General features: G+C 48.0%; 11 protein-coding genes. 6 read left to right on the top strand and 5 right to left on the bottom strand.

Going from position 1 to position 14,966, the window contains the following annotated elements; all coding sequences use genetic code 11:
• Positions 1-30: 30 nt before the first annotated feature.
• Positions 31-1,314: a sensor histidine kinase gene (locus C805_RS25080; RefSeq protein WP_016213705.1), complete on the bottom strand. Its 1,284-nt coding sequence runs from the start codon at positions 1,312-1,314 to the stop codon at positions 31-33.
• Position 1,315: 1 nt separating this feature from the next.
• Positions 1,316-1,999 (bottom strand): response regulator transcription factor, encoded by a 684-nt coding sequence (locus tag C805_RS09985; RefSeq protein ID WP_016213704.1) that lies wholly within the window; start codon positions 1,997-1,999, stop codon positions 1,316-1,318.
• Positions 2,000-2,197: 198 nt separating this feature from the next.
• Between C805_RS09985 and C805_RS09980 the strand changes: the two genes are divergently transcribed.
• The 5 genes from C805_RS09980 to C805_RS0104500 all read left to right on the top strand — a co-directional run bounded on the left by C805_RS09980 (position 2,198) and on the right by C805_RS0104500 (position 8,590).
• A complete protein-coding gene (locus C805_RS09980) occupies positions 2,198-4,516 on the top strand; it encodes an extracellular solute-binding protein (RefSeq protein WP_016213703.1) in 2,319 nt (772 codons plus the stop codon).
• Between the two features lie 37 nt (positions 4,517-4,553).
• The gene (locus C805_RS09975; protein ID WP_016213702.1) at positions 4,554-5,405 is read left to right on the top strand and encodes a carbohydrate ABC transporter permease; all 852 of its coding nucleotides are present in this window, start codon (positions 4,554-4,556) and stop codon (positions 5,403-5,405) included.
• Complete coding sequence (locus tag C805_RS09970; RefSeq protein WP_016213701.1) at positions 5,386-6,237, top strand: carbohydrate ABC transporter permease; 852 nt, start codon at positions 5,386-5,388, stop codon at positions 6,235-6,237. The genes C805_RS09975 and C805_RS09970 overlap by 20 nt, the downstream gene beginning before the upstream one ends.
• A 5-nt stretch (positions 6,238-6,242) precedes the next feature.
• Positions 6,243-7,814, top strand: a complete 1,572-nt coding sequence (locus C805_RS09965) for an efflux RND transporter periplasmic adaptor subunit (protein ID WP_016213700.1) — start codon at positions 6,243-6,245, stop codon at positions 7,812-7,814.
• 158 nt (positions 7,815-7,972) lie between these two features.
• Entirely contained in the window at positions 7,973-8,590 is a 618-nt protein-coding gene (locus tag C805_RS0104500; RefSeq protein ID WP_022750929.1) for a hypothetical protein, read from the top strand.
• A 248-nt stretch (positions 8,591-8,838) separates the two neighbouring features.
• Here C805_RS0104500 and C805_RS09960 read toward each other — a convergent pair whose 3' ends face one another.
• Both C805_RS09960 and C805_RS09955 read right to left on the bottom strand, forming a co-directional pair.
• Complete coding sequence (locus tag C805_RS09960) at positions 8,839-10,782, bottom strand: [Fe-Fe] hydrogenase large subunit C-terminal domain-containing protein (protein WP_016213699.1); 1,944 nt, start codon at positions 10,780-10,782, stop codon at positions 8,839-8,841.
• A gap of 69 nt (positions 10,783-10,851) precedes the next feature.
• Positions 10,852-12,963 carry a beta-galactosidase gene (locus C805_RS09955; protein ID WP_016213698.1) on the bottom strand — a complete coding sequence of 704 codons (2,112 nt, stop codon included), beginning with the start codon at positions 12,961-12,963 and terminating at the stop codon, positions 10,852-10,854.
• A gap of 141 nt (positions 12,964-13,104) precedes the next feature.
• On the opposite strand from C805_RS09955, the gene C805_RS09950 reads away from it, so the two are divergent.
• Positions 13,105-13,839 (top strand): LysM peptidoglycan-binding domain-containing protein, encoded by a 735-nt coding sequence (locus tag C805_RS09950; RefSeq protein ID WP_016213697.1) that lies wholly within the window; start codon positions 13,105-13,107, stop codon positions 13,837-13,839.
• Between the two features lie 51 nt (positions 13,840-13,890).
• Here C805_RS09950 and C805_RS25075 read toward each other — a convergent pair whose 3' ends face one another.
• Positions 13,891-14,961 (bottom strand): peptidoglycan recognition protein family protein, encoded by a 1,071-nt coding sequence (locus C805_RS25075; RefSeq protein WP_016213696.1) that lies wholly within the window; start codon positions 14,959-14,961, stop codon positions 13,891-13,893.
• Between the last annotated feature and the right edge of the window lie 5 nt (positions 14,962-14,966).

Genomic DNA, 14,966 nt, shown 5'->3' with positions numbered 1-14,966 from the left:
CTCTTTTTATCTTGCAGGAAAACAATATTTTTACCGCTTCACCGGCAGTTTCACCGTAAAGGTACTGCCGCCGCCCTTTGTATCGCTTACGGATATTTTCCCGCCGTGGCTGCTGCAGATTTCCCTGGCTATGGACAGTCCGAGTCCAAAATGTTCCTTATCGCTACGGGAATCGCTGACCTGATAAAATTTATCGAATATCTTCTCTTTCTCCTCATCGGCAATTCCTTTTCCGGTATCGGCCACCTGAATACAATATCTGCCCCTCTGGCGGTACAGATACAGTGACACTTTCTGCCCGGAAGGGGTATAATGCAAAGCGTTTTCCACCAGGATAACCAGCACCTGCTCCATCCGCCGGCAATCGCAGACACATTGATAATCCTGTCCTTCTTTAAAGGTGCAGGAAAAGCCGATTTCCTTCTTTTCTGCAGCCTCCTTATATTTCTCATATACAGTTTCCACAAGTTCCGCCAGACTGACCGGTTCAAACTGAAAGGTCATCTCTGCCCGTTCCACTTTTACCAGACACAGAAGATCCTGTATCAGATGCTCCATTCTGGACATTTCGCTGTTCATCAGAGCAAAAATCCGCTCCTGCTTTTCCATGTCATGGTTTTTTCTCAGCATGGACAGCCCTGTTTTAAATACTGCCAGGGGCGAACGGAGTTCATGGGAGGCAAAGGCAATAAAGTCCTTCTGCTGTTCCTGATTCTGTTCCACCGGTTTCAGCACGCGGGACGTAAACCTGCAGGAAAAACCATAGACCAGCGGGACTGACATAAGCCAGACTGCCAGAAACCACAGACGCTGCCTGTTTACTCTGTGACAGAATGGATCCAGACTGTACAGATACATCCAGGTAACTGGTGTAACCGGCTCTGAAACTGTTCCATACCAGACCAGATAATCTGATTTTTCTTTTTCATATCGGAAATACTCCATTTCAGAAGTAAATTTATCCATAACCGGGGTAATTCCCTTTTCCTGCACATACAACTGTACTTCCCCGGCCAGCCTGCGCTCCGGCTCCGTCAGAACCACCTGGGAAAGGGTGGCGGTTACGCCGTCCGCCTCCAGATACAGGATATTTTTTTCAGGACTTACATTGCGCATATACCAGTTGATACTGATGGGTGTTTCGTTGTGCAGCTCATGAGAAATGTTACCGGCCTTCAGAAGGAAATAGGCTTCTTCCTGTCCATACATGTTTTTTTCTGAAATTTTAAGACAGCACAGAACCACTGCAAGCACCAGAAGTTCCGTGGTAAAACAGCAGACAAGGGAAAGCCGGATCCGGATTTTTTTCAGCATCTCAGACCACCTGCTTTGTGGTCAGACAGTACCCCTGCCGGTGCACCGTCACAATCTGCACTGCAGTATCCAGGCTGTTCAGCTTTTTTCGGAGCAGATATATGTAATTGTCCAGATTCCCATCCTCGATTTCCGCCTCCGGCCCCCAGACATTTCCGATAATCTGCAGGCGTGTGAGAACCTGCCTGGGATTCCGCAGAAAATAGGACAGCAGCTGCCCTTCCCGTCCGGGCAGAATACAGATATGGTCATTGTGGATTAATTTTGACTCTTTTTCAGAAAAGCAGATATCTCCGAACCGAAGTACAAAAGGCGAGGGCTGGGCCAAGGTCCTTCGCATTACGCTGCGAATCCGGGCCAGCAGTTCCCCCAGGTCAAAGGGCTTTACCAGATAATCGTCCGCCCCTGAATCCAGCCCGTTGATTTTCTCCGCAGATTCTCCAAGGGCTGTAATAAATATCACCGGCGTGCTGATTCCGTCCCGGCGCATACGCCTGAGAATATCTTCCCCCATCATACCCGGAAGCATCCGGTCCAGCAGCACAATATCATGGGCTTCCTGCAGAGCCAGCAGCAGTCCCTCATATCCGTCATGACAGATATCCACAGAAAATCCTTCATCCTCCAGGCCATACAGCAGCAGTTCCGCTAACCCTCTGTCATCTTCAATCATCAGTATTCTCATGACGTACCTCCTCTTTCTAAGCACTGGCAGTTTCAGTCAGTATATCATACAAAATTATCTGCAACAATAAATTTTTCTCCTCTTTTTCCATCCTCTGCCCAGCTCCTGAAAGCCTTTAGAGAATTCTTAGAGGACTTTCTCACCCTCCCGTGATAAGATAACAGCAAGTCAGACAAACCTCAGGAAAGGAGAACATGTATGAAACAGAAATTTTCATTTTTACTTGCAGGATTACTGATTTTCATGTCCTGCCTCACTGCAGGCTGCAGTATTTCCGGAAGCAATAACCGGAAAAATCAGCCTGGGCCGGCCTCGCAAAAGGAAGATTTTGGCCAGCCAAAGGAACAGGCCATGGGCCGCTACCGGGAAGAAACCATTGCATTTCCGGTACCTGCCCGGTCCATATTCGACATTGAAAAAGAAGGAGACACCGTTCGTATTCTTCTGGAACAGAAACCGGGCAATTTCTGCTGCTGCAAAAGCCAGGATGCAGGCGCCACCTGGCAGCAGGAATCCTGGGATACCTCATGGCTGCCAGAACATTACCGGGTGGTATCCGCCTGCTTTGCCCCGGAAAACACCATTTTCGTTTCTTTCGGAAAAATATCAGAAGACCCCCTGGATGAACAGCATGCAACAGGGGCATACGAATATATCAGACTAAAAGAAACCCCGGAAGGGCTTCAGACAGAACCCTTTTCTCCGGAACTTCCAAAACCCAGGGAAGAATACCTGAAAGCAGGCTATGGACTGCGGAACATGGTCTGTTCAGAAGACGGAACACTCACAGGAATCCTGCAGCTTGGTTCCGGAGAGACACAGACTTCTCAGATTATGAACTTTAATTCAGACAACGGCGTCATAAACTGGAAGCGTGATACAGGCAACGCTGAACTTAAACTCCAGGAAAACATCCTCTATCTGAATGAATACGACGGAACCATCAAAATTCTGGATTCCGCAAATGGGTCGGACCTGTCGGAAACGGTACTCCCCTCCGGAACCAGGTTCTTAAATCTGATGGATTCAGAGCCTGAAAATCAGAAATTTTATTACTGTAATGAAACGGGAATTTACAGCTCCGATCATACCATGTCCCTGACAGAACTTCTGGTGGACGGCAATTTAAGCAGTTTTTCCGACATCACTTCCACCTTACGGTATTTTTGCCAGATGGACGAAACCATATTTCTGGTATTTCTGGAAACTACCGACTCTGACGGACTGAAACTGCTGCGGTACCAATACGACCCGGATTTACCCACCCAGCCGGAGCATGAGCTGAAAATTTACTCTTTGTACAGCAACTACAATTTGCAAAGACTGGTTTCCGACTTCCATTCCACCCACCCGAATGTACTGGTGACTTATGAAGCTGGCATGGAATCTTCCGGTACGAAAAGTGAATCCGATGCCATCAGCATTCTGAACACGGAAATCATGGCCGGAAAAGGACCGGATGTTCTGTTTCTGAACGGCCTTCCCTGGAACTCCTATGCCAGACAGGATATCCTTCTGGATTTGAACAGCCTGGCATTCATGCAGGAAAATCAGGTGATCCGAAACCTTTTTACTTCATTTGAAAAAGAAGGCAGACAGTATGCGGTGCCCGTCTGCTTTTCCATCCCCATACTGGCCGGAGAAGAAAGCCGGATTTCCCAGGTGGATTCTCCGGAAGATTTACTGGAAATGGTCAGAGAAACGGACGCTCTGCCTCCTCTGGAAGCCGAAAACTTCCTGCCTTATACCTTCAGTATTTTCTGGCAGAATATCCAAAAAGAAGACGGTTCCATTTCCGAAGAAGAGGTGAAAAAGCTGCTGCAATGCAGCAAAGAGCTGAACGACCTGTTGGCGCCTGAAGACCAGGACCCCTGGGCTCCCTTCCTTTCAGTAAGGCCCGAAGAAGAAGGCCTTCCTGCTTACGATCCCTCCTGGTCCAATGTGAACGTCTGGAATATTTTATACGGAAATACCGCTGCATCCACAGGTTATCTGGGCTCTGTTAAGGATTTCACCGCCATTTCCGACCACATCCCAGGACAGGCTCCGGGCTGGAAAACTTTTCCGGCGCATGTATTTACTTCTCTGCTGGCAGGAATCAACGGAAAATCTCCACAGACAGATTTAGCCGGTGAATTTCTGGAATTTATACTCAGTGAAGAAGAACAGATGCGGTTTATTGACGGTTCCCTGCCTGTCTTCCCTGCATTTCCGGTCCATGAAAAAGTCTGGCAGACCATGGCAGCAGAACCTGCCCCGGAAAAACTGGAAGAATACGAACAAATTTTCCGGAAAATGGGCGGCACGTTCCACTGGCCTTCCTCGGAGGAATTTGACAGACTGGAACAGCAGATTTCCGAACTGGACACCCCGGCCATGGAAGACGCTCTGGTTCTGGCTGCCATTACAGAAAAAGGCCGGATGTACTTATCCGGAGGCAGGTCTCTGGAAGAAACGGTAAATGAAATTATCCAGACACTGGAACTGTACCTGGCAGAATCAGGTATTTCAGAGTAATGCTGCCCATGGTTCGTCTTAAGAAATGGAGTACCCTATGAAAAAAACATTCGCCCTGCAGAAGGACTTCCTGTTCCTTCTGCCCAGCCTGCTGGGCGTTTCCGTCTTTGTATTCCTTCCCTTCGGGGATGTGGTACGAAGATCCTTTACCAGCCTGGACGCCAGCCGGTTCACCGGATTTGAAAATTACAGAGCCATATGGGACAACACCGCTTTTCGGCTGGCCATGGGAAACACCCTGAAATTTCTGAGTATTTCCATTCCTCTTTTGCTGGCTGTCTCCCTTCTGCTGGCAAATATGGTGCATTTTGGCCGCCACAGTATCTGCACATGGTATAAAAAATTCTGTCTGCTGCCCATGGCGGTTCCCACTGCCTCCCTGGTCTTTGTGTGGAACATGCTGTTTCACCGTTTCGGAATCCTGAACAGTATTCTGAACCTTTCCACTGACTGGCTCCATTCCTCCCTGGCATTTGCAGTGCTTACCCTCAGCTTTCTCTGGAAAAACACGGGATATTATGTGATTTTATGGCTCACAGGCCTCCAGGGTATTCCCAAAAGCCTGTACGAAGCGGCTGCTCTGGACGGGGCCGGCCCCCTGGCCCGGTTCCGTTATATAACTCTTCCGGGGCTGAAACCCATGGCCTCTGCTGTACTGATTCTGGCTCTTACCGGTGCCTTCAGATCCTACCGTGAAATCTATCTTCTGTCCGGGGAGTATCCGAACAAAAGTATTTACATGATACAGCATATGTTCCACAACTGGTTTCGGGACATGGCCATGGAAAAGATGTCAGCGGCCGCAGTGGTCATTGTATGTATTTTCGCGGTACTGGTATATCCGTTCCGCAAAAAAGGAGGTGGGAATTTTGATTCGCTCAACACTTAAGGCCCTGGTTCTGCTTCTGCTGTGCGGTCTGTCCTGTCTTCCCATATTCCTTCTGTTTATCGGCTCCATCACCGGCAGACATGAACTTGCCTTTTACCTGAAAGGCATTTTTGAAGGACCAGGACAGAGCTTTTTTCCCCTGTTCCCCTCCTTCCCTTCTCTGAGAGGATATCTGGAAGTGCTGCTGGACACGCCGGAATTCTACCGCGTATTCTGGAACTCTGTCAAACTGACCTTCTGCATTATGGCAGGCCAGTTATTCTGCTCCGTTCCCGCTGCCTGGGGATTTTCCCGCTGGCATGGAACGCTGAGCAGCCTGCTGTTTTATCTGTATACTATTTTAATGCTGCTGCCCTTCCAGGTTACCATGGTGTCCGGCTATATCGTCATTGACCGTCTGGGCATGATGGACAGCCACAGCGCCGTTATTCTGCCGGCTGTATTTTCCACCTTCCCGGTATTCCTGATTTACCGGTATTTTATCGGAATACCGGAAGAAATTTTTGAAGCATTTTCCCTGGACAGCAGCAGCCATTTCCGGATGTTCCTGCACATGGGCCTGCCTCTGGCCATGCCGGGTGTGAAAGCTGCTCTGCTGCTGGGCATTCTGGAATACTGGAATCTGCTGGAGCAGCCGCTGATTTTCCTGAAAAATCCATCCCTCTGGCCCTTTTCTCTTTATATTCCGAATATCAGCCAGAACAGCATCCAGTACACCTTTGTCTTTTCCTTTCTTGTGCTTCTTCCCATGGTTCTGATTACCTTTCAGGGAAGAGAGGAACTGGAAAAAGGCATTGGCACAATGGTTCTGAAACATCCGGAAAGGAGCTGAATTACATGAAATTAAAATCATACCCCAGAACATTTTTCCAGAACCGGCAGTTTCATGCCATATCCGTTTTTCTTGTGGGAATGGCTGTCATGACTGTCATATCCAGGGCTGCTGATTCCTTTATGCTTCCCCAGGTTCAGGTAACCTCCACGGAGACCATGGCACTGCAGTATCCGCTGGAAATCCAGGGAAATATTGTTCCCAAACAGCAACGGGCTGTTTACTGTCCTGAGAATCTCAGAATCGGGCAGGTACAGGTGCAGAAAAACGATATTGTGGCAAAGGGAGACCTTTTGTTTTCCGCAGACCCCAAAGACCTCAGTGACAATATCCGAAAAACAGAGCAGGAACTTAAAAAGCTGGAACTTCAGATCAGAGATCTGGAATCCTCCCAAAACAGCCAGGCCCGGCAGCATGAGCTTAATTTAAACCGGGCCAGGGAGGATTATAATCATACATCAGCAGAGGCCGAATCGGCTGTAACTGCCGCCCGTCATGAACTGGAACAGGCCAGAAATGATCTGGCTGTGCATGAAAGTCAAAAACCGGAGGAAACCCTGAATTCTCAAAAATCAGATACGGAAACAGGCGGTCCCGATTCTCAGGAGCCCGGTCTTACTGATGAAAGCCAGGATCCTCAGGAGCCTGGTCTTACAGATGAAAACCAGGATTCTCAGAAAATCAGCCGGACTGGAGAAGAAAATCCTCTTTCTGCCTGGAACAGGAAACGGGAAGAGTTAGAACAGATCTGTCAGGAAAAACAGAAACACTATGAAGAAGCTGTGGCTGCCCAAAACACATCTCTGAAAGCTGCCGCCCGTCAGATTGAGGATGCCAGCCTCCCTCTGACGCAGGACCACTCTGCCCAGCTGCTCCGGTCAGATCAGGAAAATCTGATTCATACTTTACAGGAATTAAAGGAACTGAGGGAGGCAGAAGGCAAAGTTTACTCTGAATACGACGGCCAGATTCTGGAATGCTCCATTTCCACCGGAAGCATTACCTCCCCGGAACCCGTCATAATTCTCGGAGATTTCAGCCAGTCTTTCCGGTTTGAAGGCATACTGGATGAAACCGTCCCGGAGGAAGATATGTCATATGGCAGCAGTTGGGCCAGACGTCCTGCCGACAGCACCGGAATGATTTGCCTGGAAGAAAACATGGAAGGCATTCTTCGAATGCAGAATGACAGTACCCCTGAGAAAACCGTAAAAATCACAAATGTTTCAAAGGATGAAAACAACTCCTGCCGGATTACCGCTGACCTGAATGACCAGGAATTTTCCCGGCCTGGGGAAGCAGTTCTGGATTTAACCAGCGAAAGCAAAATCTGGCCCTGCTGCATTCCTCTGTCGGCTCTGCACAGCGGGGAATCCGGGGATTTTGTCATAAGAGTCACAGAAAGCCCCACTATTCTGGGCCTTTGTTCCACCGCCGAATATGTGCCGGTCACCATTCTGGAAAAAAACAGCCAGTACGCAGCAGTGGAAGGCTCTCTTTCCCCCACAGACCAGATTATCGTAAATGCCAGCAAGGCTGTAAAGGAAGGTGATCGCATACGGATAATCGAAGACTGACCACACACAGATTTTTCCTGCATCTGAAAATATTTCTGTCCGCAGCCCTGTTTCTTTTCAGTTTCCTGCAGTTTCACATTCACTTTCGGGAACTGAACAGCCGGGAAGAAAATTTTACATATCTGTTTTATCAGGATTCTGTTTCTCTCCGGGGGCTGATGGAGACATGTGAAACACAGCATATCAGCCATGAAATCTTTCCCGTAAACAGAGAGGAATCTTTCCGAAAACAGAACACCGCCAGTTCCGTCAAAAATTCTGCCGGGTTCCACACATGGAATTCCTCCCATGAACTTTCCATTGTAACAATCCAAAGCTGTCATTCCCGGAACTTCCAGGAAACGGAATCCCTTTTTTCAGGCTACGATGAAAAAATTGACGTAAACCTGCTGAAATGGATGGTTTATGTAATAACAGCTCTGTTCTTTACCGGTATGGCTCTGTTCTTTCTTTTAAAATTAAAAAAATCCTCTCTCCATTTCCGTGCCGGATGGCCCTTTCTTCTCTGCCTTTTGGTGTACCTTGGATTTTTAAAGATGGAACTGTTTTCTGAAACAGCAGAATTTCCCCTGTGGGTTCTGCCCGGAACATGGTCAGATCTGGAGGGCTGGGGAACCTTATGGAAAAACATGGGCCTGCAGTTTGAAATCATCTTCCGTTTCCGGGACTGCCCTGTTCTGATAAACTACTACCAGAGTCTGACAGGATGTTTCTCTTTTCTGGCACTCTGCCTCCTGGCCCTGTTCCTGCTCCGGCAAAACCCTGATTTCCGGTAAAAGTTTTTATTGTTAAAAGAATGCGCTATGCGCATTCTCCGCGCGCGAGCGGATTGCGCAGCAATAAACATCGACCCCGCGAGCTGCGCATAATTGTTTTTTATCTTACCGGAAATACTTTCACACGTTAGCATGACAAGATATTTCCGGTAAGATAAAAAGAAAATCCGCAGCATACCAGTGATTCACATCCCATTCGTATGCTGCGGATTCTTTTCTTCTGCCAGAATCTCTTTTCCGAAATACTGTCAGTCCACCACTTCTTTCATTTTTTCTGCCATGCGGTTCACTACCTCGTCAATCATTTCCGTCTGTGCAGCGATCTCCTGGCTGCTGGCCGCAAGTGCGGAAGTCCCATCGTTGATGTTTTCAATATTCTGTACAAACTGCACTGTTTCATCATCCAGTTTCTGTATGGCCGGAATCAGAATGGTACTCTGCTCCTTTCCCGTGGCAACTGCTGCCTTGGTCTGTTCTGACAAATCCCGGACGCGGTTTGCAATCACTGCAAATCCTTTCCCGGCTTCCCCGCTTCTTGCAGCCTCAATCCCCGCATTCAGCGCCAGCATACCGGTCTGGTTGGATATTTTAATAATGGATTCATTCATGACATCATATCCCTGCACCGCATCCACCACCTGCTGCATGGAGCCCCGCAGCATTTCCGTAAAAGAAGACATTCCGCCCACTGCCTGAGCAATTCTGGTGGCATCCTCAGCAGAACACTGATTTCCCTCAGCCAGTTCTCCCATGGCAGTTTTTATCTGCTGAAAATCATTCATAATTTCCTGGTACAGAATCTGTTTCCTTTTCTGGGATTCCCGAAGCTGTTCCGTAATTTCGCGCATACGTTCCTGTTCTTCCTGCAGCGCATTCTTCTCATAATGCATACAGTTTTCTTTCCGGTTCAGTCCCAGGGCAACAGCCTCCGCCATCTGACGGCAGCTTTCATATCCGCAGGCGCCGCAGTCAATCTCCCTCTTTTCCCTGGTGTCTTTCTTCATATCTTCAAAACCGGCTTCCACCTGATGTTCATTTACAGAAGCTGCCATATGTTTATTTTCATATCTGCATATAAAATCTTCCAGTTTCAGTTCTGCAAACTGTGCGTTAAAATTCGCAAGTCGCTTTTCGTATGTAAGCCCTTTTCCCCATGGATTGTTTTTATCCTTTTTCTTATCCTGTTTGCCGGATTTGGCCTTATTTCTCTGGTTGTTAATCTCAAACAGCACATCGTCATTTTCCAGGGTTTCCGGCTCCACCCCTGTTCCGTGCAGGCACCCGTTGGCGCAGTTCAGCGCATCTACCATAAAGGGAAGCTGTCTGCCGCTCTTTACACGTTTTGCATATCCTTTCAGAAAATGATAGGCATGGCTTTCCCCTTCAATCTGACGGACCATCACATCTTTCCCCAGAAAATGTTCCACATTTTCCTTTAATCCTCCTGGCTGAGGATATACGCTGCCCAGTCCGTACTCCAGCTCGTCCACCGCACTGTAAGAAGACAGGTTTACTCCTTTCAGCGCATTCATCAGATGATGAAAGGTCACATTATAAGAAACATACGGGCGGTTGTCCGGACGCATGATTTCTGATTTCTTCGCAATACAGGGACCGATAAAAGCCAGTTTATCTGTAATATTCATGTATTTTTTCGCATAAATTGCCGCACACATCATGGGACTGTGCACCGGAACTATTCTGGAAATCAGATCAGGTACATATTTCTCGATATAGTCCACAATTGCGGGACAGGGCTGTGAAATTCCTCCGGTAAAATTCTTTTCTGCAATATAATTCAGATATCCCCAGGTGGTAATATCCGCCCCGAAACTCACACTGATTACATGTTTTGCCCCAAGGCTTTTCAGATATCCAAGCACTTTTCCATACTGTCCGGGATAATTTGCTATAAACGCAGGCGCCACCAGAAGGCTGATGGACTCTCCCTTCTTCAGATCCTCCAGAAACTGTTCCGTATCATCCCGAAAATCCCTTGCATGATGGTGACAGGCATCAATACACGCACCGCAATGGATACAGGCGTCTCCGTTGACATAAATCAGATCTTTTCCGTCTTTGGTCAGAGAATAATTCGCCTCAAAAACCGGACAGACCGAAATACAGTGATTACATCCAATGCATTCTTCATTGGTATAAACCAGCCCTGAATTCAACTTACCTATTTCCATGATACAAACCCTCCATACCACTCCTTATTTTATACATTTCCTGCCCTTTGTACAAATCTTAGTTAGATTTTATTCTTTTTCCCCACAATTTGCAACCATATTTCCACATTTTTCATTACTTTTCTCCCACTCCTCCGCACCCTTTCGCCGGGACAGGGTTCCTGGGTCAGGAATGGTTTTTTCTACAATACACAGGTTCCAGGGCGCTATTTCCAGCTCCTCCCCCGGACAGATTTCATCTCCCCTGACAAGCTCCACTGCCTTTTCTCCCCGCCAGACCGTTTTTTGGGTCTGAGCAGAATAATTCAGATAAAATACCACTTCTTTTCCCAAATCATTTTTCCCCTTTCGGACAATCACCGGAAATCTTTCCGGTTCTCCTGGAATTCCAGCCTGTGTCAGCACATCCTCCAGGATCCGATCCAGCATTTCATCCTCCACCATGCAGCCCAGGTAAGTGGCCGTACCTTTTCCATAGCGGCTGCGGGTAACAGCCGGACGCGGGCCCCAGCTCTCATGTTCATAAAAGGCCAGCGGTTCTGCCTCTTTCGCTTCCAGCAATTCCATGAAAGTGTGAACCTGACAGGCATCCGCCTGATAAAAATCACTTCGCAGCGTAACATTCCTGGGAAATGCAAACTGCTGATATTCCACTCCCAGGCATTCCCGAATCACAGCTGGCTGGGTATCATGATATACTTTCAGATATTCATCGGCAAATGCAGATTTGAAAGTCACCAGCAAACAGCCGCCCTGTTTCACATATTCATTGAGCCGGCGCAGCAGTTTTTCCGGCGCGGCATAAAGGGCGGGCACAAAAATCAGGCTGTATTGCTCCAGTTCTTCCGACTCCGGATACAGAAAATCACATTCCACATTCATGCGGTACAGCCGGTTATAAAGCCAGCGCACCACGTCATTATAAGCTGTCTGCCCCGGACTGGCCGGGTCTGCGTCTATCAGGAACCAGTCCAGTCCGGTCAGAGCCTCATTACTCACCAGGATTGCCGCCTGGTTTCGTTTCTGCAGATTCACCAGATGACTTCCAAGCCTTTTAAATTCCCCGCCGATAATTTTTGCCTCCCGCCAGGTATCGTTTTCCGCAAAATCGTGACTTAAAAGTCCTTTCCAGTATGTTTCCACTGCATTATGCAGAGAATGCCAGTGCCAGTACATCACGCTGTTTGCCCCGGAAGCAATGTGGCTGTAGGCCTGCAGACGAAGCTGCCCCGGATAGGGAGTCCATGCCGGAAATCCCTGTGCCTCTGTCTCCAGTATCAGATAATTTCCCCTCTTTACAGAACGAATCAAATCCCCTCCAAACGCAATTTCCTCCCCGGTGAGCAAATCCTGAGACGGATGGTAAATATCTGCTCCTGCAATGGTCACACTGCCTGCCGCCTCAAACTGGTTTACCTCCGGCTGTACGCCATAGGAATATCCCCGCCATTCAAAGTCAAAATTGTGGGTAATAAACTGTTCCGGCCTTTTATATTCTTTGATAATTTCCGCCTGCCATTCCAGAAATTCTGACACCAGTTTCCTCTGAAACTTCTGAAATTCAGCGCCCAGGCTGCCGTTGATGGTACCGCGGACATCGGGAAATTCTTCCCAGCAGTTAATGCGGTTACTCCAGTAATCCAGCCCGAATCTGCGATTCAGCGCTTCCAGATTTCCTTCAAATTCCTGTTTCAGATATTCCACAAATTTTTTCTGTACGCCCTCTCCTGCTGTACCATAGGATTTCGTTTCGTTGTCAATCTGGAATCCAATCACATTTTTCCTGTGGGCTGTGCATTCCAGCAGCCTGCGGATCACCCGTTCCCCATAGAAAAGATAATCCGGATTGGTAATATCCATATTCTGTCTTGGCCCGTACAGATTCCGTCCTGTTCTGGTAACTGCCAGCACCTCCGGATGTTTTTTCACCATCCAGGCAGGCACTGCATAGGTAGGGGTTCCCACAATCACGCCAATTCCCGCCTGCTCCATGGCATCAATCACCCGCGTCACATGGGAAAAGTCAAATACGCCTTCCCTGGGTTCGCAGGTGCTCCAGGTGGATTCTGCAATCCGCACCGTATTGATGCCTGCCTCTTCCATCATTTTCACATCCTGTTCCAGACGGTCATAAGGCAGATATTCTTCATAATATGCCGCTCCGTAAAGCAATTTATCCATAACCGTTCTCCTTCCTTTGCCGCATCTGTTTCCTGTTCTCTATTATAAATTATTTCCGGAAAAAGAAAAGAATTTTCAGACATGCTCCGGGAACTTTTCCCGGCCGGATTCATATTTTAAAGAAAAAGGTTTTCTGCATTTATGGAAATTTATATTGTACGTCCCGGTGATACCGTAGATACCATTGCGGCCTCCCACGGAATTTCTGCCCAGTCTGTGATTTACAATAATCAGATCCCGTACCCTTATCCGCTGGCTGTGGGGCAGGCCCTTCTTTTGTCCACGGAAAACCCGCCTGATTCAGAGACAGCCGGCAATTATGAAGTAATTACCGGAGGATATGCCTACCCTTTTATCAGCAGATGGGTCCTGGAACAGACTCTTCCCTGGCTCTCTGAACTGTTTGTTTTCTCTTATGGATTTACAACGGAAGGCGAGCTGATTCCTCCTGCACTGGATGACACTTTCATGATTTCGGCTGCAAAATCCTCCGGTACCTCTCCTGTTCTGACTCTGACTCCTTTCGGCCCTTCGGGACAGTTCAGCAATTACCTGATTTCTCAGGTGGTAAACAATGAAACTGCAAAACAAAATCTGATTGCAAATCTGCGTGCCCAGATCACAGAGCGGGGTTTTGAAGGTGTTGACATTGATTTTGAATACATTCTTCCGGAGGATAAAATCCCTTTCGTGAATTTTGTACGCGACGTGCGGACAGCAGTAAATGAACTGGGTTATCCGGTTTCCGTGGCACTGGCTCCGAAAACTTCTGACAACCAGACCGGGCTGCTGTATGAAGGCAAAGATTACGGGCTGTTGGGAGAAGCTGCGGATTCTGTTCTTCTTATGACATATGAGTGGGGATACACATACTGACATACAGGCTGCATTTTATCTCTTCCATGCAGCGCTTTTAAACGCTGCCTGTCAAATCATCCCCAGCAAAGATTTCCACATCTTCTTTCCTGCTGTAACTTCTCCGTCAGAACTTTTATAATTCAATATCTCCTTCTGATAGCGGTTGACTGCCCCTGTGAATTTCGGCCCGGCAATTCCATCTGCTTCTCCGCAGTGATACCCCAGTGCATTCAGTCGTTTCTGAATATAAATGACTGCCGTATGTTTTCTGTTTTTCACAGCGGACACGGTTACCGTATTTCCGAGCGTCTCATCTCCAGCGATTCCATCCGCAGCGGATCCGGTGGCTTTCTGCACATCAAGGATAAACTGTTTCTGTGTGTAGCCGCAGGCGGAATCCTTATCTTTCTCACTTTCTTCCTCTTTTCCTCCGGAATAAATCACGGTCCCCTTTTCGTCATAAACATACTGCCCCGGCTTACAGTCTGCAATGGCAAAATCTTTATTATGATACGCCCCGGTCTGCTTCTGACAGATTCCCTCTTTCCAACCGGAACCCACGCGATACCAGATTTCTTTCTGATTATCTTCTGCAGGTCTCTCCGGCTTCTCATTTTCCGGCTGTACCGGTTCCTCCCCGGCCTGTCCGGAAATCTGTTTTCTGAAATCTTCCCATAAATCCGGACTGTCCATCATCTTCCGGGGACAGTATTTCCCTTTTGCGTCAAAATGACGGATGACCCGGTCTGCAGGAATCCCGGTTTCCTCCATCAGATATTTCACCAGTGCAATGGCATTTGCACGGGCTGTTTCATAATCCCCGTCGCTGTTTACACAGATTTCGATGTTAATGGTATTGCGGTTATTTGCGTCACGGACAGCATGATTACCGCCATATTCGATTCCGATGGAATACGTCCCGTCCGTATGTTCCGCTGCCTGATAAATACCGTCAGAACCGGAATAATACTGTACCGAGGTACCAAGATGGCCCAGGAACTGGGCTTCGGCGTGTCGTCTGGCCCCGGCTCCTCCGGCATAATTATCTGTTTCGTGAATCACAATATATTTCGGCACATTCCGGCTGATATAGGTATTTCTGGTTGAAACAAAGTTTCTGTTAATGGTTATGTTGCTCATAGTTC

The sequence above is a fragment of the Eubacterium sp. 14-2 genome (assembly GCF_000403845.2).
Taxonomy (GTDB): domain Bacteria; phylum Bacillota; class Clostridia; order Lachnospirales; family Lachnospiraceae; genus Petralouisia.
Note: the sequence above shows the minus strand (reverse complement) of the source record. Positions and strands in the feature narration are given on the sequence as shown.